The sequence below is a fragment of the Pseudomonas sp. GD04058 genome (genome assembly GCF_029836855.1).
Lineage (GTDB): Bacteria > Pseudomonadota > Gammaproteobacteria > Pseudomonadales > Pseudomonadaceae > Aquipseudomonas > Aquipseudomonas bharatica.
The window spans coordinates 1-22,070 of sequence record NZ_JAOECN010000019.1 but is presented as its reverse complement, the minus strand read 5'-3'; the positions used below and the strand labels follow the sequence as shown (position 1 = coordinate 22,070).

The 22,070-nt window shown below is 59.1% G+C and carries 20 protein-coding genes; 9 read left to right on the top strand and 11 right to left on the bottom strand.

Features of this window, described 5'->3' with window-relative positions; genetic code table 11:
* Positions 1–178: 178 nt before the first annotated feature.
* Positions 179–394, top strand: a complete 216-nt coding sequence (gene rmf, locus N7650_RS16545; protein WP_009404525.1) for a ribosome modulation factor — start codon at positions 179–181, stop codon at positions 392–394.
* 146 nt (positions 395–540) lie between these two features.
* On the opposite strand, the gene N7650_RS16540 is transcribed toward rmf, so the two are convergent.
* A complete protein-coding gene (locus N7650_RS16540; RefSeq protein ID WP_279899163.1) occupies positions 541–1,566 on the bottom strand; it encodes a quinone-dependent dihydroorotate dehydrogenase in 1,026 nt (341 codons plus the stop codon).
* A 157-nt stretch (positions 1,567–1,723) separates the two neighbouring features.
* Here N7650_RS16540 and N7650_RS16535 point away from each other — a divergent pair, with 157 nt between their 5' ends.
* The 4 genes from N7650_RS16535 to N7650_RS16520 all read left to right on the top strand — a co-directional run bounded on the left by N7650_RS16535 (position 1,724) and on the right by N7650_RS16520 (position 6,875).
* Positions 1,724–2,914, top strand: a complete 1,191-nt coding sequence (locus N7650_RS16535) for a CmpA/NrtA family ABC transporter substrate-binding protein (protein WP_279899161.1) — start codon at positions 1,724–1,726, stop codon at positions 2,912–2,914.
* Positions 2,915–2,928: 14 nt separating this feature from the next.
* On the top strand, positions 2,929–3,504 hold the full coding sequence (locus N7650_RS16530; protein WP_009404519.1) for an ANTAR domain-containing protein: 576 nt from the start codon (positions 2,929–2,931) through the stop codon (positions 3,502–3,504).
* Between the two features lie 483 nt (positions 3,505–3,987).
* Complete coding sequence (locus N7650_RS16525; protein WP_009404517.1) at positions 3,988–5,199, top strand: nitrate/nitrite transporter; 1,212 nt, start codon at positions 3,988–3,990, stop codon at positions 5,197–5,199.
* Positions 5,200–5,204: 5 nt separating this feature from the next.
* The gene (locus N7650_RS16520; RefSeq protein ID WP_279899158.1) at positions 5,205–6,875 is read left to right on the top strand and encodes a bifunctional protein-serine/threonine kinase/phosphatase; all 1,671 of its coding nucleotides are present in this window, start codon (positions 5,205–5,207) and stop codon (positions 6,873–6,875) included.
* Positions 6,876–6,936: 61 nt separating this feature from the next.
* On the opposite strand, the gene N7650_RS16515 is transcribed toward N7650_RS16520, so the two are convergent.
* The 9 genes from N7650_RS16515 to ppsA form a co-directional block, all read right to left on the bottom strand.
* A complete protein-coding gene (locus N7650_RS16515; protein ID WP_009404513.1) occupies positions 6,937–7,977 on the bottom strand; it encodes an OmpA family protein in 1,041 nt (346 codons plus the stop codon).
* A 111-nt stretch (positions 7,978–8,088) separates the two neighbouring features.
* Positions 8,089–8,679 (bottom strand): RNA polymerase sigma factor SigX, encoded by a 591-nt coding sequence (sigX, locus tag N7650_RS16510; RefSeq protein ID WP_170394408.1) that lies wholly within the window; start codon positions 8,677–8,679, stop codon positions 8,089–8,091.
* 89 nt (positions 8,680–8,768) lie between these two features.
* On the bottom strand, positions 8,769–9,593 hold the full coding sequence (locus N7650_RS16505) for a mechanosensitive ion channel domain-containing protein (protein ID WP_279899155.1): 825 nt from the start codon (positions 9,591–9,593) through the stop codon (positions 8,769–8,771).
* A gap of 2 nt (positions 9,594–9,595) precedes the next feature.
* Entirely contained in the window at positions 9,596–9,841 is a 246-nt protein-coding gene (locus tag N7650_RS16500; RefSeq protein WP_009404506.1) for a hypothetical protein, read from the bottom strand.
* 542 nt (positions 9,842–10,383) lie between these two features.
* The gene (locus tag N7650_RS16495) at positions 10,384–11,379 is read right to left on the bottom strand and encodes a zinc transporter ZntB (RefSeq protein WP_279899153.1); all 996 of its coding nucleotides are present in this window, start codon (positions 11,377–11,379) and stop codon (positions 10,384–10,386) included.
* A 27-nt stretch (positions 11,380–11,406) separates the two neighbouring features.
* Positions 11,407–11,895: a ribonuclease E activity regulator RraA gene (gene rraA / locus N7650_RS16490; protein WP_009404503.1), complete on the bottom strand. Its 489-nt coding sequence runs from the start codon at positions 11,893–11,895 to the stop codon at positions 11,407–11,409.
* Between the two features lie 97 nt (positions 11,896–11,992).
* Entirely contained in the window at positions 11,993–12,292 is a 300-nt protein-coding gene (locus tag N7650_RS16485; RefSeq protein ID WP_279899150.1) for a Rieske (2Fe-2S) protein, read from the bottom strand.
* A 45-nt stretch (positions 12,293–12,337) separates the two neighbouring features.
* Complete coding sequence (locus tag N7650_RS16480) at positions 12,338–13,336, bottom strand: alpha/beta fold hydrolase (protein ID WP_279899149.1); 999 nt, start codon at positions 13,334–13,336, stop codon at positions 12,338–12,340.
* Between the two features lie 97 nt (positions 13,337–13,433).
* Entirely contained in the window at positions 13,434–15,809 is a 2,376-nt protein-coding gene (ppsA, locus tag N7650_RS16475) for a phosphoenolpyruvate synthase (RefSeq protein ID WP_279899148.1), read from the bottom strand.
* Between the two features lie 188 nt (positions 15,810–15,997).
* Here ppsA and N7650_RS16470 point away from each other — a divergent pair, with 188 nt between their 5' ends.
* From N7650_RS16470 to N7650_RS16460, 3 genes are all read left to right on the top strand, one after another.
* The gene (locus N7650_RS16470; RefSeq protein WP_009395495.1) at positions 15,998–16,816 is read left to right on the top strand and encodes a pyruvate, water dikinase regulatory protein; all 819 of its coding nucleotides are present in this window, start codon (positions 15,998–16,000) and stop codon (positions 16,814–16,816) included.
* A 76-nt stretch (positions 16,817–16,892) separates the two neighbouring features.
* Complete coding sequence (locus N7650_RS16465) at positions 16,893–18,872, top strand: ATP-binding protein (RefSeq protein ID WP_279899147.1); 1,980 nt, start codon at positions 16,893–16,895, stop codon at positions 18,870–18,872.
* The gene (locus tag N7650_RS16460) at positions 18,865–20,049 is read left to right on the top strand and encodes a hypothetical protein (RefSeq protein ID WP_279899145.1); all 1,185 of its coding nucleotides are present in this window, start codon (positions 18,865–18,867) and stop codon (positions 20,047–20,049) included. Before N7650_RS16465 ends, N7650_RS16460 begins: the two co-directional genes overlap by 8 nt.
* Here N7650_RS16460 and N7650_RS16455 read toward each other — a convergent pair.
* A complete protein-coding gene (locus tag N7650_RS16455) occupies positions 20,015–21,073 on the bottom strand; it encodes a DNA cytosine methyltransferase (protein ID WP_279899144.1) in 1,059 nt (352 codons plus the stop codon). The two genes, N7650_RS16460 and N7650_RS16455, sit on opposite strands and share 35 nt — an antisense overlap.
* 352 nt (positions 21,074–21,425) lie before the next feature.
* On the opposite strand from N7650_RS16455, the gene N7650_RS16450 reads away from it, so the two are divergent.
* On the top strand, positions 21,426–22,070 hold a 645-nt coding region (locus tag N7650_RS16450; RefSeq protein ID WP_279899143.1), incomplete at its 3' end, for an HNH endonuclease.

The window sequence follows — 22,070 nt, the reverse complement described above, 5'->3', positions numbered from 1 at the left end:
ACAATTCGTTCGTTCACACGCTTCGCCCCATTGGTTAGAACTCAACTCAGGTCGTGACCGCAACGGTACGACACTTCTGCTCGCCACGCCGGCAGCGAGCGCACACCGGCAGAAAGAATCTGCCCGACCTCAACGAGGTCGACGGGACATTACAGTCAACAAATGAGGGCAGTACCCTATGAGAAGACTTAAGCGTGATCCGTTGGAAAGAGCATTTTCACGTGGCTACCAATACGGAGTCACCGGCAAATCCCGGGAGCTTTGCCCCTTCACCCTACCGTCGGTGCGCCAGGCATGGATCAATGGCTGGCGCGAGGGACGGGGCGACAACTGGGATGGAATGACCGGCACCGCAGGTATCCATAGACTCAACGAAGTTCACGCCGTTGGCTGATCGAGGAGCGTAACCGTTTCAACCGTTTTACATGCGCGCCCTATCCGGGCGGCGGGCTAAGGCCCAGGGGCCCCTTTCGGGGCCCTTTTTATTGGCTTCGAAGGGCCTGCGCGAGGATCATGCTGCGCAGACCCTTCTCTTACGAATTATCTTCCGGGCATCGCAGCGATAGCATCAACCGACTCACGGATCAACGCCGGGCCCTTATAGATGAAGCCGGAGTAGATCTGCACCAGGCTCGCACCGGCTGCGATCTTCTCGGCCGCATGGCGACCTTCGGTGATACCGCCCGCCGCGATGATCGGCATGCGCCCGGCCAGCTCGCCCGCCAGGACCTTCACCGTGTGGGTGCTCTTCTCACGCACCGGGGCACCGGACAGGCCGCCCGCTTCGTTGCCATGCTCCAGCCCTTCGACACCTTCGCGGCCGAGGGTGGTGTTGGTAGCAATCACCGCATCCATTCCCGACTCCAGCAGGGCCGAAGCAACCAGCGCGGTTTCCTCGTCGGTCATGTCCGGCGCGATCTTGATCGCCACCGGTACCCGCTTGCCGTGGCTCAGGGCCAGTTCTTCACGGCGCACGGCCAGGGCGTCCAGCAGTTGCTTGAGCGAGTCGCCGAACTGCAGGCTGCGCAGGCCCGGGGTGTTGGGCGAGCTGACGTTGACGGTGATGTAGCTGGCATGGTTGTAGACCTTGTCCAGGCAGATCAGGTAGTCGTCCACGGCGCGCTCGACCGGTGTGTCGAAATTCTTGCCGATATTGATGCCCAGCACGCCCTGGTAGCGAGCGGCGCGCACGCGCTCGATCAGGTTGTCCACGCCGAGGTTGTTGAAGCCCATGCGGTTGATGATCGCCTCGGCCTGCGGCAGGCGGAAGATCCGCGGCTTCGGGTTGCCCGGCTGCGGGCGCGGGGTCACGGTGCCGATCTCGACGAAGCCGAAACCGAGCTGGGCGAAACCGTCGATGGCCGCGCCGTTCTTGTCCAGGCCAGCGGCCAGGCCCACCGGATTGGGGAAGTCCAGGCCCATGACCTTCACCGGCAGGCGCGCCGGCGCCTTGGTCAACAGTCCGTTGAGGCCCAGGCGGCCGCCGGCACCGATCAGGTCGAGCGACAGGTCGTGGGAAGTTTCCGGGGACAGTTTGAACAACAGCTGGCGGGCCAGGGTATACATGGGCGGGCTTGGCTCAGGATTTGGAGAGGTGGCGATTATAGCCATGGCGGCGGTTGCATGACAGCGCCTTGGCATATGGGTTGCTTGAGCGCCTGCATGGGGCCGGCGCCGTGCGCGCACCGGCCAAGCGCTTTACCTGCCGGGCGACTGCACTGCGATGACCGATTTTTCTCCCTCCCCCCTGGCATGGCTGCATGGCAGCGATGCACCGGAAAAAACCAGCCTGAACATCGGCTTCATGGCCCTGAGCGACTGCGCGCCGCTGGTGGTGGCCGCCACCCAGGGCTTTGCCCAGCCCCACGGCCTGACCCTCAACCTCAAGCGCCAGACCTCCTGGGCCGGGCTGCGCGACGGGCTGCTCAGCGGCGAACTGGATGCCGCCCATTGCCTGTATGGCCTGACCTACGCGGTACACCTGGGCATCGGCGGCGTTGCCCCGACGCCCATGGCGGTGCTGATGGGCCTGAACCACAACGGACAGGCGATCAACCTGTCGCCGGACTTGCAGGCGATTGGCGTGACCAGCCCTGAGGCACTGGAACGTCACGTGCACCAAAGTCGGACAAAACTGACGTTCGCGCAGACTTTTCCCACAGGCACTCACGCCATGTGGCTGTACTACTGGCTCGCCAGCCAGGGCATTCACCCTTTGCAGGACGTCAACAGCGTGGTGGTGCCACCGGCGCAGATGGTTGCGCACCTGCGTGCCGGACGCATCGACGGCTTCTGCGTAGGCGAGCCTTGGTCGGCCAATGCGGTGAACCAGCGCATGGGCTTTACCCTGGCCACCAGCCAGTCGATCTGGCCGGACCACCCGGAAAAGGTCCTGGCGAGCACCGCCGGCTTCGCCCGGCAATACCCCAACAGCGCCCGCGCGCTGGTCGCCTCGGTACTCTCCGCCAGCCGCTTTATCGAACAAAGCCCGGAAAACCTGCAGGCCACCGCACGCCTGCTCAGCGCCGAAAACTATCTTGATGCGCCGCTGGCGGACATCGAGCCGCGCATGCTGGGCGACTACAGCGACGGCCTCGGCAATCACTGGCACGATGCCCACGGCCTGCGCCTGCACGACGATGGCCGGTCCAACCTGCCGTGGCTTTCGGACGGCATGTGGTTCATGACCCAGTTCCGCCGCTGGGGCCTGCTGCGCGACGACCCCGACTACCTCGCGGTCGCCCGCGAGGTGCAGCAACTGGGCCTGTACCGCGATGCGGCGACCAGCCTGGGCATCGACTGTCCCGTGGCGTCGATGCGCAGCAGCCAGTTGATCGATGGCAGCGTCTGGGATGGCAGCGACCCGCGCGGCTACGCCCATGGCTTCCGCCTGCATGCCCTGTCCGGCCAGTAACGGGAGTTGCCCTGATGCTGCGAATCCTGTTGATCGACGACACCGAAAAAAAGGTCGGCCGCCTGCGCACGGCGCTGGTCGAGGCCGGTTTCGAAGTGATCGAGGCGTCCGGCCTGACCATCGACCTGCCGGCGCGCGTCGAAGCGGTGCGTCCGGACGTGATCCTGATCGATACCGAGTCACCGGGCCGCGACGTGATGGACCAGGTGGTGCTGGTCAGCCGCGACCTGCCGCGGCCGATCGTGATGTTCACCGACGAGCACGATCCGGCGGTGATGCGCCAGGCGATCCAGGCCGGGGTCAGCGCTTATATCGTCGAAGGCATCCATGCCCGGCGCCTGCAACCGATCCTCGACGTGGCCATGGCCCGCTTCGAAAGCGACCAGGCGCTCAAGGCCCAGCTCCAGGCGCGCGACCAGCAACTGGCGGAGCGCAAGCGCATCGAACTGGCCAAGGGCCTGCTGATGAAGATGAAGGACTGCGACGAAGAACAGGCCTACACCCTGATGCGCCGGCAGGCCATGAGCAAGCAGCAGAAGCTGGTGCAGGTGGCGGAGCAGATCATCGCGATGCATGACTTGTTGGGTTGAGGTGTTCTTCAGGGCCTCATCGCTGGCAAGCCAGCTCCCACAGGGCTATGTGTCGAACACACATCCCATAGCTGGCTCAAAACCTTGTGGGAGCTGGCTTGCCAGCGATTGGGCACGACCTGACAACATCATTGCTCAAGCCGGCCCCATCGCTGGCAAGCCAGCTCCCACAGGGGCTATGTGTCGAACACACATCCCATAGCTGGCCCAAAACCTGGTGGGAGCTGGCTTGCCAGCGATTGCGCCTGGCCTGACACCATCATTGCTCAAGCCGGCCCCATTGCTGGCAAGCCAGCTCCCACAGGGCTATGTGTCGGACACAAATCCCATGACAGGCATCTGGCCCAGCTCTTGCTAGGAATATTCCGGTAGCCAACGGCGGTTGCCCCAACCCCCAATACCGACAAAGACGTCGCTCTCCCCCTCGCCACCCATGCGAGCCGGGAAGCGGCGTTTTTTTGTTTCAGCCCCGTGAGGTGTCCCATGAATACGAGCTTCTGGAAATCCGGGCATGTCCCGACCCTGTTTGCCGCTTTCCTGTATTTCGACCTGAGCTTCATGGTCTGGTACCTGCTCGGCCCGCTCGCCGTACAGATCGCCACCGACCTGCAACTCACCGCGCAACAACGCGGGCTGATGGTGGCGACGCCGATTCTTGCCGGCGCGGTGCTGCGCTTCGTCATGGGCATCCTCGTAGACCGCCTCTCCCCCAAGACCGCCGGCCTGATCGGCCAGGTGATCGTTATCGTCGCCCTGTTCAGCGCCTGGAAGCTGGGGGTCAACAGCTACGAGCAGGCCCTTCTGCTCGGGGTGTTCCTCGGTGTGGCCGGGGCTTCGTTCGCGGTGTCCCTGCCGCTGGCCTCGCAGTGGTATCCACCGCAGCATCAGGGCAAGGCCATGGGTATCGCCGGCGCGGGGAACTCCGGCACCGTGTTCGCCGCCCTGCTGGCGCCGGTGCTGGCCGCCGCCTACGGCTGGAACAACGTGTTCGGCTTTGCTGTACTGCCGCTGGCGCTGACGGTCGTGCTCTTCGCCCTGCTGGCGCGCAACGCCCCGCAGCGGCCGAAACCCAAGGCCGTGGCCGATTACCTCAAGGCCCTGGGCGACCGTGACAGCTGGTGGTTCATGTTCTTCTACAGCGTGACCTTCGGCGGCTTCATCGGCCTGGCCAGCGCCCTGCCCGGCTACTTCAACGACCAGTACGGCCTCGACCCGGTCAAGGCCGGCTACTACACCGCCGCCTGCGTCTTCGCCGGCAGCCTGATGCGTCCGCTGGGCGGCGCCTTGGCCGACCGCTTCGGCGGCATTCGCACCCTGCTGGCGATGTACAGCGTGGCGGCGGTGTGCATTGCCGCAGTCGGCTTCAACCTGCCCAGTTCGATAGCGGCGCTGGCCCTGTTTGTCAGCGCCATGCTCGGCCTTGGTGCGGGCAACGGTGCGGTGTTCCAGTTGGTGCCACAGCGCTTCCGCCAGGAAATCGGGGTCATGACCGGGCTGATCGGCATGGCCGGCGGTATCGGTGGCTTCCTCCTGGCCGCCGGCCTGGGCGCGATCAAGCAACACAGCGGTGATTACCAGCTGGGCTTGTGGCTGTTCGCCAGCCTCGGCGTGCTGGCCTGGTTCGGCCTGCATGGGGTCAAGCGCCGCTGGCGCACCACCTGGGGCTCCGCCGCCGTTACGGCAGCGCGGGTCTGACGCCGGTGAGCCTGCGACTGAGCATCGCCCAAGCCAGCGCCAGCGGCCCGCGGGAAGAAAACCAGGACGCCACGCGCCTGGTTACCCCAGGGCCCGAGCTGGCGGCGAGCAAGGGCTACCTGGTCGCCCTCGCCGACGGTGTCAGCCAGTGCGCCGACGGCGGCCTGGCGGCGCGGGCCAGCCTGCAGGCGTTGGCCATGGACTACTACGCCACGCCGCCCACCTGGGGCGTGGCCCAGGCCCTGGACCGTCTGCTGTCGGCGCAGAATCGCTGGCTGCGGGCGAACGGCGGCGGCCAGCCGCTGCTGACCACCCTGACCGCACTGGTGCTGCGTGGCCGGCGCTTTACCCTGGCCCATGTCGGCGATTGCCGGGCCTATCGCTGGCATACCGGGCAGTTGCGGCGCATCAGCCAGGACCATGTCTGGGACCAGCCCGGCATGCAGCATGTGCTCAAGCGCGCCCTCGGCCTGGATGAGCATCTGCTGGTGGATTACCAGGAAGGCGAGTTGCAGCAGGGCGAACGCTTCGTCCTGCTCAGCGATGGTGTCTGGTGCGTGCTCAACGACAGGCAGATCGCCAGTGTGCTGCGCGATACCCCGGATCTTCAGCAAGCAGCCGACACCCTGGTGCGCATGGCTCACCTGGCCGGCAGCCAGGACAATGCCAGTGCGGTGCTGGCCGGGGTCGAGGAACTCGGTGCCAGCAGCCTTGGCGACACCCTGGCGCAATTGCACCACTGGCCGCTGCCGCCGAATCTGCGCTCGGGGCAGTCCTTCGAGGGCTGGCAGGTCGAAAGTATCGTCGGCAAGAGCCGTCAATCCCTGCTCTACCGCGTGCTCGATCGCCAGGGACAAGCCTGGCTGCTGAAAACCCTGCCGGCCAGCCGCGAACAGGACGCAGGCGCCCAGCAAGCGCTGTTGATGGAAGAATGGTTCCTGCGCCGCGTAGCCGGGCGCTGCTTTCCCGAAGTACACCCGGGCAACCAGCGCCAGCACCTGTACTACCTGATGCGCGAGTACCCGGGCCAGACCCTGGCCGGGCACTTCCAGCAACATGGCCCGCTGCCCCTGGCGCAATGGCTGGATATCGCCCGCCAGACCCTGCGCGCAGCAGGCATGCTGCACCGGCGCAACATCCTGCACCGCGATATCAAGCCGGAGAACCTGCACCTGGGCGATGACGGCCAGGTACGCCTGCTGGACTTCGGCCTGGCCTTCTGCCCGGGCCTGTCGGAGGCGCCTTCGCAGGATCTGCCCGGCACGCCCTCGTTCATCGCGCCGGAAGCCTACGAGGGGCAACCGCCGTCGGTGCAACAAGACCTTTACGCCGTGGGCGTCAGCCTTTTCTGGCTGCTCACCGGGCATTATCCCTACGGCGAGATCGAAGCCTTCCAGCATCCGCGTTTCACCACGCCCACCAGCGCTGCACGCCTGCGCCCGGACCTACCGGAATGGCTGGAGCACAACCTGGCCCAGGCGCTGGCCAGCGACCCGCGTCAGCGCTTCGAAACCGCCGAGCAATGGCTGTTGCTGCTCGACCAGGGCGAACACCAGCCGCTGGCCCTGCGCGCGAAACCCTTGCTGGAGCGCGAACCGCTGAAAGTCTGGCGTGGCCTGGCGCTGTTGTCGCTGCTGTTGAACCTGGTGTTGCTGATCGGCCTGCTGAAAGGCTGACGAACCGCAGAAAAAGAAAAACCCGGCCGAGGCCGGGTTTTTCTAGTAGCGCTTAGACCAATTACTTGGCTTGGGCTTCTACTTGAGCTTCTACGCGACGGTTAACGGCGCGGCCAGCTTCAGTGGCGTTGTCGGCAACCGGACGGGTCTCACCGTAGCCAACCGACTGAACGCGGCTCGACTCAACACCGTACTGCTGGGTCAGAACCTGCTTAACGGCGTTTGCACGACGCTCGGACAGTTTCTGGTTGTAAGCGTCAGGACCGACGGAGTCAGTGTGACCTTCAACGGTGGTGGTGGTTTGTGGGTACTGCTTCATGAAGTCAGCCAGGTTCTTGATGTCGCCGTAGCTGTTTGGCTTCACGACCGACTTGTCGAAGTCGAACTTGACGTCCAGCTCAACGCGAACGACTTCGGCAACAGCCGGGCAGCCATCGGCGTCAACGGTAACGTTGGCCGGGGTGTCAGGGCACTTGTCGACGTTGTCGCAAACGCCGTCGTTGTCGCTGTCGGAGCAGACTTCAGCAACCGGAGCCGGTGCTGGAGCTGGTTGCTTGCCGCCGCTGCCGCCGAAGTTCAGACCAACACCAACGCTCGGGCCCCACTCGGTGTAGCCGCCGTCGATGTTGTAGTTGGCTTCAACGCCGGCACGGGCGAAGAAGTTGTCGGTGATGTACCACTTGGCACCAGCGCCCAGGTTGGCGAAGGTGGAGTGATCACGGCCGTTGCGGGTAGCTTGACCCAGGCTTTCGTGGGCGAAACCGGCCGAAACGTACGGGCGCAGCGCGTCACCAACGGTACCGAAGTGGTAGGTAGCGTCCAGCTTGGCTTTGGAACCCTTGATGTCCTTGTTGAAGACTTCGCCACGAGCGTTGTGAGTCTCGTTGTAGCCCAGGTCCAGGGACAGGTCGTCGGTCAGGAAGTAGCCCAGACGCACGCCAGGGTTGGTGCCGTCATTCTTGAAGTTACGCTCACTGTCGTAGTACTGCTTGGTGACGTTGCCTTCAATTTCGACTGCGCCTTGGCCTTGAGCCAGTACGCCGAAGGAAGTGGCGGCGACCAGCGAACCAATGGCCAAGCCCAAGGTGTTTTTCAATTTCATCCGTTAAATCCCCATTTGGTGATTGTTAAGTAGTCCCCACCAATAACCGGGGGACAACTCGTCGGCAAGTTTAGCAGAACTCACCGAACCGTTAGAGAATTTTCCGACAGACTAAGTTTCCATCTGCCCGGAAAATTTCTCGCGAAGCTTGTCCAGCGCGCGCTTGTAACGCATTTTCGTTGCGCTCAAGCCCATGTGCATGATGTCGGCTATTTCCTGGAACTCCAGCTCTGCGACAAATCGCAGCACCAGAATTTCTCGGTCGATGGGGTTCACATGAACCAGCCACCTGTCCAGCCCGCCCTTCTCTTCCGGCTTCGGCGACTTCTCTTCAGAGGCCTCCTCGACCGGGTCCAGGCTCAGGGCATCCATCAACCGGCGCTTGCGTCGCTCCTTGCGGTACTGGGTAATGCACTCGTTGTAAGTGATGCTGTAGAGCCAGGTCTTGAACTTGGACTTGCCCTCGAAGTTCTTCAACCCATAGAGCACCTTCAGCATCACCTCCTGACAGACATCGTCCGCATCGCGATCGTTCCCGAGATAACGTGCGCATACGTTAAAAAGGGTGCGCTGATAGCGCCGCATGAGTTCTTCATAGGCGCGGGTGACATGAAAAAGCTCCTCATGCGAACGCGCCACCAACTCCTCATCGGTGAGTTCGCGGGGGTCGTAACGCATGGGCAGCGGTGAGGTTCTATTCAAAACAAATCAGGCCGACAGTCAGGTATTCATCGCCGCCTGCCCGGAGGGGGCAGTTTTGCGGCGGCATACATTAGCAGAGATTTGCCCGGTCAGCGGCTACTGACACGCTGTTCCAGCAGGGTCCGGTTGGACAGCGAGACCAGGTCGCCTTCGTCGGTCAGCACTACCGTCTTCACCGTGCCGATCTCTTCGATCTGCCCTTCGACGTCGCCAATCCGCACGTCCTGCCCTACCTGGTACAGCTCGCGCACATAGATGCCGGCGATGATCTGCCCGGCGATCTCGCGGCTGCCCAGGCCCATGGCCAGCGCAACGGCCAGACCAACGGTAATCAGGCCGATGACGATCACGTGGTTGAGCAGGTCGGTCTTGACTTCGAGCTGGCTGATGGCCACCGAGATGCTGATGATGATCACCAGGCCCTGGGCGATGCGCCCCAGGCCGGCGGCGTATTCCAGGCCGATGCCTTCGGCGGCGCCCCGCACCAGGCCGTTGGCCACCTGGGCCAGCAGCAGGCCGGCGAGCAGCACCAGGGCACCGCCGAACACTTTCGGCAGGTACAGGGCGAGCATGTCGAGGGTCGCCGACACCCGCTCCAGGCCCAGGGACTCGGCGGCGGAAACCAGGAATACCAGGAGCACGAACCAATAGACGATCTTGCCGATCAGGGTCGAGATCGGCACCTGGATGCCGACCCGTCCGAGCATCTTGGTCAGGCCGGTACCGCTCATCAGGCGGTCCAGGCCCAGCTTGGCCAGGAGTTTGGACAGCAGGGTATCGAGCAGCTTGGCGACCACGAAGCCAAGCAGCACGACGACCAGGGCGCCAAACAGGTTGGGGATGAAGTTCGCGACTTTGGTCCACAACGCGGTCATTGCGGTGACCAGGCTCTGGGTCCAGAGATCAAGTTCCATATTCAATCGGCCTTATCAGCTTTTTTGGAAGCGGTGCGGCGAACCGGCGCGACATGCGCCGAGCCATTGTTGATGGCGATCATCAGCGCCTGGCCCCAACGGCCAAGCAGGCTGAACATATCGCCGGCGCCGACCTGGCGGTTGGCGGTTTTCAGCACACGCCCAAGGCAAGCGTCGTCATCGCGCTCCAGGGCGGAGGGCGAAGCCTTGAGCATGTCGCGCAGGGATTGTTCAAACGGATCGTGCATGGGCACCTCGCGTAATGTCTGTCAGAGACGAGGTCGCGTTGTTGTGGGTCACATGAACAATTTGGCCTGAAACAGGTTTTGCCGTCGCCTCGGACCCTGTGGGAGCGGGTTTACCCGCGATTGCGGTGATGAGGCCACTGTTGCTATCGCTGGCAAGCCAGCTCCCACAGGTTTCTCGGCCAGCCGCAGGTTTTGTGTTCGACACGGTCACTGTGGGAGCGGGTTTACCCGCGATTGCGGTGGTGAGGCCACTGTTGCTATCGCTGGCAAGCCAGCTCCCACAGGTTTCTCGGCCAACCGCGGGTTTTGTGTGCGACACGGTCATTGTGGGAGCTGGCTTGCCAGCGATTGCGGTGGTGAGGCCACTATCGTAATCGCGGGTGAACCCGCTCCCACAGGTTTCTCGGCCAACCGCGGGTTTTGTGTTCGACACGGTCACTGTGGGAGCGGGTTTACCCGCGATTGCGGTGGTGGGGCCACTGTTGCTATCGCTGGCAAGCCAGCTCCCACAGGATTCGCGGTGTGCTTTGATCAGCATGGCGTCAAACCCACCGCAACCGGCGGAACAGCCACCATTGACCCAGGGCCAGGCCCACCACCAGCAGGCTGGCATAGAGGAAGCCATAGGGACTTTCCGACCCCGGAATCCCGCCAACATTGATGCCCAGCAGCCCGGTGACAAAACTCATCGGCAGGAAAATGCAGGTAATGATGCCGAACCGGTACATGGTCCGGTTCATCCGCTCATTCAGCCGCCGGTCCTCGCTTTCTAGCACCAGCGCCACCCGTTCGCGGGTCAGTTCCAGCTCTTCGAGGTAGCGGATCAGGCTGTTGTTCAGCTCGTTCCAGTAGTCGGCATCGTCCTCGACGAACCACGGGCATTTGTTGCGCGCCAGTTGCGCGTAGATTTCCCGCTGCGGCGCGAGAAAACGGCGCAGGCCCGCGGCGCGGCGGCGCATCTGCTGCAGGGCGCCGTGCTCCGGGGTGTAGCGTTCGTCGGCTTCGAGCTTTTCTTCCTGGTCATCGACCAGTTCCGACAGGTCGGAAACCACCGCCTGGATCTTGTCGGTGAGCAACTGGGCCAGGCTCAGCAGCAATTCCGACGCGGTACGCGGCCCGCGTCCTTCATCCAGTTGCTGCAACAGCTCGTCGGTGGCCCGTAACGGCCGCAGGCGCAGCGAGATCACCCGCTGCGCTTCGGCGAAGATACGCACCGAGACCATGTCTTCAGGCTCGGCACCGGGATTGAGGTTGATCCCGCGCAGGAACAGGAGCATCTGCGCATCGGGCAGCGGCAGCATGCGCGGGCGGGTATTTTCTTCCAGCAGCAGATCGCAGGAGAATTCGTTCAGCCCGCTGTCCTGGCGCAGCCAGGTCTGGGTTTGCGGGTGGCCGCGGTCCCAGTGCAGCCAGAGGCTTTCCTCCGGCTGCAGGACCAGGCCGTCGAGCTGCGTCCGAGCGATGGAGCGCGCACCGCCCCTGCCATCGAGCACCAGGGCATGAACCAGCCCCCATTGCGCGTTTTCTTCCTCGAACATCCTTACCCCATCGTCCTGTCTGCGTGATTACTCGGGCATCTTCAGCGGGCTGGGCGAGATGATCACGCCGTTGTTGTCCGCATAGACGTATTGCCCCGGGTGGAAGGTGACACCGGCGAAGGTCACCGCGACATTCAGGTCGCCGATACCACGCTTGTCGGTCTTCATCGGGTGGCTGGCCAGGGCCTGCACGCCGACATCGGTCTGCGCCAGCACGTCCACGTCGCGCACACAGCCGTAGATCACCAGGCCTTCCCAGCCGTTCTTCGCCGCCTTCTCGGCGAGCATGTCGCCCAGCAGCGCACGGCGCAGCGAACCGCCGCCATCGACCACCAGGACCTTGCCCTTGCCATCCAGCTCGACCTGCTCCTTGACCAGCGAGTTGTCTTCGAAGCACTTGATGGTGACGATTTCGCCGCCGAACGAATCGCGACCGCCGAAGTTGCTGAACATCGGCTCCAGCACCTGCACCAGTTCAGGGTAGGCGTCGCACAAATCGGGCGTTACGTAATGCATGGGAAAACTCCTGTCAGTACCAAGATGAATGGATGTCGGAATTCACGATCACTGAAACGGACGAAACCTGGCAATACGGCTTTAGACCAGATCCAGCCTACAGGTCAATGCCGATACGGTCACCTTCATAGGCCAGGGTGATCAGGTTCAGCGCCGCGCAGCCCGGCTGCAGGGCGCGCCCCGAGGCCAGGCTGAAGCTCAACCCATGACGCGGACACCTCAGCACCTCGCCCTCCAGGGTAGCCGCGGCCAGCGGCGCGCCCTGGTGCGGGCAACGGTCTTCGAGCAGCACCGGGCGGTTATCCACCACCAGCAGCAACAAGGCCTGGCCGTTGACGCGGAAGGTCTTGCGATATCCGTCGTGCAGATTGATCAGACGCTCGAGGGCAACGAACATGAAAATAACCCAGAAAATGACCAGTTATCCGAAAAGCGTCACATCTTAGCCGCTAACCACTTCCTGCGAAACTTCCTCCGGCGCCGGACGCTCGACCATCGACAACGGATCGCGCAGCCAGCGCTCCACCAACGGCCAGACCTGCGCCTGCGCCGCCTTGCTCACCAGCATATCCACATGTCCGAAGTTGTCGAATCCGTTGGCCACGCCGAGGGTGACGAAGCGCTTGTCCTCGCTGCCGATCTGCTCGAACAGCTTGCGGCAGGCCCAGACCGGATCCTGGAAGTCCCCTGCCCCGCCCACGGCCAATACCGGCACACGAACCTCGGCCAGGCCGGCCCACCAGTCGCGGTCTTTCTCACCGAAACGCCCGAACAGCCCGAACCAGCGCATGCTCTCGATGGCCAGGCCGATCGGCTCGTCTTCCGGCCCGCGCTTGAGCCGCGAGCCGGAAATATGCGGGAAGCGCTTGAGCAGCAGGCGACTGCCCCACTCCACCGGCGGGATCTTCAGCGGCCAATAGGTACGGCTGACCTGGGTGCCGAAGAAGGCGGCGCTGGCGATCAGCGACTCGTCCAGGTATCGCCCGCCCAAAGCTGCCGCCAGGGTGGTGCCGCCGAGGGAATGGCCGAGCCAGTGCGCCGGCTGCCCGGTTTGCTCGTGGACGAAGGCGGCGATGGCCGGCAGATCGTAGCCCGCGTAGTCGGCCACGCGATTGCGCGCATAGTCGCGATTGCGCGGCGACAGGCCGTGGCCGCGCATTTCCGGAATCCACACATCGAAACCGGCCCGCGCCAGCATGGCGCCCAGGCCGATGCCCTTCGGCGAAAACCAGAAGCGCCGGTTGGAAAAACTGCCGTGCAGAAGGATCACCGGCACGCCCCGGGCCCGCTCCTGGTCGGCCAGGCCAAGGCGGGTCAGCGCCAGCTCGACACTCGGGTCAGGGCTGTTGCCGGCCTTCAGGCGGTACACGTCCTCGCTCAGGTCACCGCAACGTTCGGCCCTGAGCAGGGCCACGGGAAATAGGGAGCTGCTGCTTTGCATAGGGTTCTTGTACGAAAAAGGGCGCGTCCGTCATTGGACACGCCCTGGATAAAAGCGCCGCGCCGACATTCACAGGGAATGCCGACGCCTATCTACATCAGACCGCAGCCTGACCCTCGGCCAGGAAGAACCAGGTTTCCAGCACGGAGTCCGGGTTCAGGGACACGCTTTCGATGCCCTGCTCCATCAGCCACTTGGCGAGGTCCGGGTGGTCCGAAGGGCCCTGGCCGCAGATGCCGATGTACTTGCCGGCCTTGTTGCACGCCTGGATGGCGTTGGCCAGCAGCTTCTTGACCGCCGGGTTACGCTCATCGAACAGGTGGGCGATGATCCCGGAGTCGCGGTCCAGGCCCAGGGTCAGCTGGGTCAGGTCGTTGGAGCCGATGGAGAAGCCGTCGAAGTATTCGAGGAACTCGTCCGCCAGGATGGCGTTGGACGGCAGTTCGCACATCATGATCACGCGCAGGCCGTTGACGCCGCGGCCCAGCCCGTTCTCGGCGAGCAGGTCGACCACCTGGCTGGCTTCGCCCAGGGTACGCACGAACGGCACCATGATCTCGACGTTGGTCAGGCCCATCTCGTTGCGCACACGCTTCAGCGCACGGCATTCCAGCTCGAAGCAGTCACGGAACGACTCGCTGATGTAGCGCGACGCACCGCGGAAGCCCAGCATCGGGTTCTCTTCTTCCGGCTCGTACAGCTTGCCGCCGATCAGGTTGGCGTATTCGTTGGACTTGAAGTCCGACAGACGCACAATCACCTTCTTCGGCCAGAACGCCGCGGCCAGGGTGCTGATGCCCTCGACCAGCTTCTCGACGTAGAAATCGACCGGATCGTTGTAACCGGCGATGCGCTTGTCGACGCTGTCCTTCAGCTCTTGCGGCAGGCCCGCGTAGTTCAGCAGTGCCTTGGGGTGCACGCCGATCATGCGGTTGATGATGAATTCCAGACGGGCCAGGCCGACACCTGCGTTCGGCAGCTGGGCGAAGTCGAAGGCGCGGTCCGGGTTGCCGACGTTCATCATGATCTTGAACGGCAGCTCGGGCATGGCGTCTACCGAGTTCTGACGCACATCGAAGCCCAGTTCGCCTTCGAAGATGAAACCGGTATCGCCTTCGGCGCAGGAAACGGTCACGCCCTGGCCGTCTTTCAGCACCTGGGTGGCGTTGCCGCAACCGACCACCGCCGGAATACCCAGCTCACGGGCGATGATCGCCGCGTGGCAGGTACGGCCGCCGCGGTTGGTCACGATGGCGCTGGCGCGCTTCATCACCGGTTCCCAGTCCGGGTCGGTCATGTCGGAGACCAGCACGTCGCCCGGCTGGACCTTGTCCATTTCCGATACGTCGTGGATCACACGGACCTTACCAGCGCCGATGCGCTGACCAATGGCACGGCCTTCGACCAGCACGGTGCCCTTCTCTTTCAGCAGGTAGCGCTCCATCACGTTGGCGCTGGCGCGGCTCTTCACGGTCTCAGGGCGGGCCTGCACGATGTACAGCTTGCCGTCGTCGCCGTCTTTCGCCCACTCGATGTCCATCGGACGCTGGTAGTGCTTCTCGATGATCATCGCCTGCTTGGCCAGCTCGGCCACTTCGGCGTCGGTCAGGCAGAAACGCGCGCGGTCGGCGCGGTCCACATCCACCACCTTGACCGAACGACCGGCCTTGGCTTCATCGCCGTAGACCATCTTTATCGCCTTGCTGCCCAGGTTGCGGCGCAGGATGGCCGGGCGGCCGGCTTCGAGGGTGTTCTTGTGGACATAGAACTCGTCCGGGTTGACCGCGCCTTGCACCACGGTCTCACCCAGGCCGTAGGCACCGGTAATGAAGACTACGTCGCGGAAGCCCGATTCGGTATCCAAGGTGAACATCACGCCGGCCGTTCCGGTTTCCGAACGCACCATGCGCTGCACACCGGCAGACAGGGCCACCAGCTTATGGTCGAAGCCCTGGTGCACGCGGTAGGAAATGGCGCGGTCGTTGAAGAGGGAGGCGAAGACTTCCTTGGCCGCGCGGATCACGTTGTCCACGCCACGGATATTAAGGAAGGTTTCCTGCTGGCCGGCGAAGGACGCGTCGGGCAGGTCTTCGGCGGTGGCGGAGGAGCGCACGGCCACGGCCATGTTCTCGTTGCCGTTGGCCATGGCGGCGAAGGCGGTACGGATTTCCGCGTCCAGGCGCGCCGGGAACTCGGCTTCCATCACCCACTGGCGGATCTGCGCGCCGGTCTTGGCCAAGGCGTTCACATCGTCCACATCCAGCGCATCGAGTGCGGCATGGATCTTGTCGTTCAGGCCGCTCTGCTCGAGGAAGTCACGGTACGCCTGAGCCGTAGTGGCAAAGCCGCCCGGTACCGAAACACCGGCACCTGCGAGGTTACTGATCATCTCGCCCAGGGATGCGTTCTTGCCCCCCACATGCTCCACATCATGGACGCCGAGCTTATCGAGGGAAACTACGTACTCTACCAAGGTGATCTCTCCACTAACTGTATTGGAAAAGCTCAGGACGCCGGCGAATCCCCGCTGGGGCTGGCCGGGCGCTTGTGGCCTGGACCTGGAAAATAAGTGAGAATGCCGACGATGTCGTTACGATGGCGTTCGGCAAACCGAACCTATCATATCCAAGAATCGTCACCAGCTTAAGGCCCATGGCGCAAATGAAACGATCCGCCTTCTTCATTTCCGACGGCACCGGCATCACCGCGGAGACCCTCGGGCAAAGTCTTCTAGCCCAATTCGAGAACATTCCGTTCAACAAGTTCACCCGCCCGTACATCGACAGCGTCGACAAGGCCCGAGTGATGGTCCAGCAGATCAACGCCGCGGCCGAGCGTGACGGCGTACGCCCGATCATCTTCGACACCATCGTCAACCAGGACATCCGCGAGGTGCTCGCCACCTCCAACGGCTTCATGATCGACATCTTCTCCACCTTCCTCGCCCCGCTGGAACAGGAGCTGACGGCCCACTCGTCGTATTCCGTAGGCAAATCCCACTCGATCGGCGGGAACTCCAACTACATGGAACGGATCGAGGCGGTGAACTTCGCGCTGGACAACGACGACGGCGCGCGGACGCACTACTACGACAAGGCGGACCTGATCCTGGTGGGGGTATCGCGCTGCGGGAAAACGCCGACTTGTCTGTACATGGCTATGCAGTTTGGGATTCGGGCGGCGAACTATCCGCTGACCGAGGATGATATGGAGCGGCTGCAGCTGCCGGCCGCGTTGAAGAATCATCAGCACAAGCTGTTTGGCTTGACCATCGATCCGGATCGGTTGACGGCTATTCGGCATGAGCGGAAGCCCAATAGCCGGTATGCGAGCTTTGCGCAGTGCGAGTTCGAGGTAAGGGAGGTGGAGAATCTGTTCCGGCGGGAGAATATTCCGCATATCAACTCCACGCATTTTTCGGTGGAGGAGATTTCGGCGAAGATTTTGGTGGAGAAAGGGGTGGAGCGGCGGTTTAAGTAGCAATATTTATTGGCGAGCGAAGGAATCTAGCAAAAACTACGCAGCTCAAGTAGGTAATTTAAATGGATGTTACCAAATGATCGATACAGATGATGCAACACTACTAGCGAAACAGATTAACGAGCTGAAGGAACGAGGAGGCGATCTCCCCTCTCAGCTCACAGTTGACGACCGCGTCCTAGCGAGAATCACCGACGGAATCTACCGACGCCCATCCGCAGCACTTCGCGAGCTAATATTTAATGCTTATGATGCAGACGCCACGGAGGTTGTAATTGATACCGGAGCCCCGAGATTTGAATATATATCAGTCCGTGACAATGGCCGCGGCATGGATGAACATACACTAGCCAACTTATTCAAACATATCGGCGGCAGCTCAAAGCGAACTCACAAAGGCATTGAACTGGGCACCGTCCATAGTGAAGACCCAGACCTTACTCCAATGGGCCGTAAGCTTATTGGAAAAATAGGGATAGGCATGTTCGCGGTCACCCACCTAACTACCCACTTCAGGGTTATTACAAAAAGAAAAGGACAAAGCCATAGACTAATTGCTGAAGTCTGGATGAAGACTTGGACGGAAGAAAACCTACGCAATGCTCCGGAAGATGATGGTGAGTTTGTAACCGGTGACGTTGTGTTCTCTGTTGAGCCGGCCTCCGATCCTGACACTCACGGCACCGAAATTGTACTTTTAGAAATTCGGGAACAGACTAGAAACAATCTAAAATCATCGGATTTCTGGGAAAACCATCTTGAAACGACTCAAGCCACCGATCCTCTCGACCAGAAATCAGAGCGCTTACCCCCGCAGTTTCATATAGGTTATGTGAGGAAAAATGAAATCGAGTATACGATCCCCCCAAAGATGCCATGGGCAGATAGCGACGACGACACTCAGCGTTTTCGCGAACTCTACAGAAAAGTTGTAGAGGGAACGGGGACCACAACTAAAAACCCAGATATAGAAGAGTACCTAGACACCTACCTGGGAATGATTTGGCTCTTGAGCTTGTCCGCACCACTCGAATACCTAGACGAAAACCCTTTATTATTTCGCGGCTCTAAAACCATAGACTTTTATCAATTACAAAACAAAGCCAGAAGCCAAGCTCAGCCTTTGACCATCAGCAAAGATGAAACAATCTCAGAAGCAATGAATCTGGAATCAAACTCTCCGGATCCATGCGGCGGGTTCTCCGTTTTCGTCGACGGAATTGCATTAAAGAGACCAGTATTACTACCTGATACATTACTCGGCAATCGAAAGAAAGTAAGAGCCGAAAACCCAATGATGTTCGTGGGAAAGGTCCAAACTTCATTAGGGACCATACCTGCAGATCGAGGCGGCGGCGGCCTCGAATTCGAAGCATATTTTTACTGGAACTCGCTCATAGTCCCCAAGCAAAACAGGGGAATATTGATCAGGATAAACAACGCCAGCGGCGTACTTTATGATGATCGCTTTATGGACTATCAAATATCCGAACTTAATAGGCTTTCCCAAATAACAGCGGAAATCTTCATCATTAAAGGGCTTGACCCTGCCCTAAACATAGACCGCGAGTCGTTCAACGTAAGCCACCCCCACTACCAATACTTAACAAAATGGGTACACGCTGCCTTAAGGCAAGTAACCAACAAGCTAAAAGATGTAGGAAAAAAATCTCGCGACGAAGAAAAAAGCAACGTTCGCGCCACAGTTCTAACGGCAATTGAAAGCCATTTGAATGACGTCTGGGAAAAAAAGGCTGACGCACTCACTAGCAAGCCAGACATAATCATTATTTCCGATCCAAAAGACGGACAAACAGATTTCACTGAGAAGACTGCCCATCAAGATTCCGAACTTGTATTTAAACTCGACAAACAGCGACTAGAAGTTCTATCGAGACCACCTACACAGCCACCACTAACTACTATTGAACAGGCCAAAGCAGTTATGGTCGTGCTCTCAGCGTACAACTTATTGGATGAAATACCCTACATAAAACAACAAGATTTATTTACAGATATTATCAACGCATTGTCTCCGGAGCTTGACAATGACTGAAATTACACAGGATGTCGCGACTGATGATGACTTTGCTGAGTCGGTGGTCCCACCAGCCGCCCCACCACCAGGCCAGAGAGCCGTCGCGATCGTAAAACAAATTCGGCCCTGGCACAAACCCAGAAAACAATTAGTTAGACGCAGCTGGACTCATCACATTCGAGACTTGATGAGGAGACTGCATTTTCCTAAGGGGGCTATTCCCACATTCAGATATCTAACCTTGGCAGGTCCAGACATGTTAGATATCCGCCAACTGGAAGACGCAACCGTAAAATCTGGATACAAGCTAAAATATACTGGCTTCAGCCCAAAAGGGTCTAAGGATGAAGCCGAAATATTATTAGCTCAAAATCAAATACGCAGCTATGAATGGATTGATCGCAACTCCGAAACTCTTTGGCACAGACTAGAAGATATCGCTGCAGGAGAACGCTCGACCGCACTTCGAGCAGTAGAACGTCACGGCCCTTATCACGCGATAAACTTTGATCTATGCCAGAACATCACCCTCCAACGAGGAGGAGCACCAACGATAATAGATGCCTTAATTAAGGTATTTAGAATTCAGTGCCGACACAACAGCGAACCTTGGCTCTTATTTATCACAACTAAAATAGAACAGGGAAATACTCCAGACGAACACGTGGCCAATTTCTTAAAAGCAGTCAACTCTAACATAGCAGCCTCAGCAGAATTCCAAGAGGAATTCAACAAGCTTTGTGAAGCCCATGAAGTCGACCAAGAGATCGCACTTGAAAATCCTAAGAACTTACCGCTAGATGCATTTGTGCGGTTTTTCTGTCTAGGCTTTACAAAATGGCTTATAGGAAATCTTTGCACTGCTAGGCCAGCGATTGCCCTAGAAATGCAAAGCAGTCAAATTTACTCTGTGGAACAAGGGAGTAAAGATATGCTATCCCTGGTCTACAAGTGCTCCCCACAAGTCAGGACAGCGTTCGACCAAGGACCTGAAATAAACCACGAAGAGGTAGAAATAGCAGCAGGCATCACTGCCGCCCAGAAGACTACATCTCTCATTGATATAGACTTAAAGGTGGCAAATGATGCGAACTTGCTAAACGACTTGACGCAGGAGACTCACAACCTGTTGAGATCAGCCAACTATTCACAAGAGCTGATTAGCCAGGTGACAGACAATGCGCATGCTCAATAGCATTACTTAACCTACACCGCCCCCGCATACCAGGCAGAGTCAACGATATTGACTCTGCCAAGGCCCTTCCCATAGGTGGCGGAACAGCCTCACTCACTTGTGTTATTTGGGAGGATAACGAACCCAACAGTTCGTAACTATCAGGAAAACCCTGCAAACGCATCGCTTCAAACACACTGAGCCGCCGCTGGCAGTTCGGATGAATATGAACTTCTCTATTACCATATGCAACTGTAATACTAGGTTTTCCGAGTTCTAATGTTTTAAAGCTACGATTAGCTCTTTTTCCAGGAGCCAAGGCACCTGGAGTAGTGAATTTTTTGGATTTTGGCTGCATGCACCAATGATTAGGATGGTAAGAGATCGCATCCTTTGAAATCCCCCGACGATAGAACGTTGGCTCCGGGAGATCACCTATCGCGTAACCTACCGTAAGCTGAGCAGGCTCAAAGTATTGCTTCACTAGACCACACCACAACGATTGCGGGTATAGATGCGCATTAATGCCCACCATCAACAAACGTTCGCGACTTTGCGGAACTCCAAAGTCAGTCGCGTTTACAATCTGCACCTGAACATTAAATCCAATCCCTTCTAAGTAACTCTTAATCTTTTCAAAATGCTCTTTATGATCTCCCTCATTGAGACCAGGAACATTCTCAAAAGCAAAAAAATGAAGCGGAGCGCGCTCATTTAGCTGCCTTATTATATCCGCATAGATAAATGGCAAGTCGTGCCGAGGATCATTTTCTTTAGGGTTTTTATTGGCTCGACTAAAGCTTTGACAAGGCGGCCCACCAATCACTCCTATAGGAGTGAAAACGCCACCGTGAAAAGCATCAAGCCTATCTAACGTCAAATCCCTAATATCTATGCAGTGTCCATTTTTCGCACCCGCAACTCTATTATGGTTGTACGAAGCAATGCTATCTGGCCGAATATCAAAAGCGAGCCCTACATCATAACCAGCTTCTTCGAAGCCAAGATCGAGCCCGCCGGCGCCACAAAACAAGCTCAGTAACATACAATCCTCAGAGTGCAAGCCATAATAATCAGGCCAATTTAAAATCTGGCACTATACTACATTTCACGACCCCCTGCCACTAAAAGAATTTAAACTTCAAGACCAGCAGAACCAATACAAACCAACCAAGACACAGCCCACCATCGCCGAAACTTGCAACCGCCAACAAATATCTTGCCGAAATCCAAAGCTCTGGAAATTCAAGACATTAAAACATGACAACCTTCCCCTCAATTACCCGACCAAATCTCTAAAGAGCGACAGCACTTGACTATTGCTTATGCTAAAACATTAGGCTATTTTTGCGATCGTACGAAATTTCCTACGCAGATTAGCGAAAAGGCATACCCTCGTGGCGATCAAAGCAGCATCAAAGGAATCGAAGGTCCAAGCTCTATACGAGCCTATCCAGAGATCTCAATCCAATCCTGCCTGGACTCAAGACGAATTAATCCTAGCCCTTGACCTCTACCTAAAACATCGCTACTCGCTACCCGGAAAATATCATCCGGAAGTAAAGGAACTGTCTCAGCTACTTGGCATGCTTGGTAAAGCACTCGGCCTAAACAAAGGCGGTAGCTTTCGCAATGAGAACGGCGTCTACATGAAACTCGGTAATTTCCGACGCTGGGATCCAGAGTATGTCAAGGATGGTAAGACAGGACTGGCTAAGGGCAATAAAAATGAGAAAGTGGTATGGGATCAATTTGCAGATTCCCCCATCAAACTATCTATCGCGGTTGCTGCAATTCGCGGCGCGGTGGAGACCCATACCTTGGAGCCCGATGCATTGACTGGTTGGGAAGAACCCGAAATCATGGAAGCAGAAGAAGGAAAAGTGCTAACCCGGCTACATCGGTATAGGGAGCGTAATCGAAGCTTAGTCAATGCAAAAAAGAAGGAAGTATTGCAAAAGCAAGGGCGCCTGCAATGCGAAGTCTGTGGCTTCGATTTCGCCGAGACGTATGGCCCGGCAGGTGAGGGCATTATCGATGTC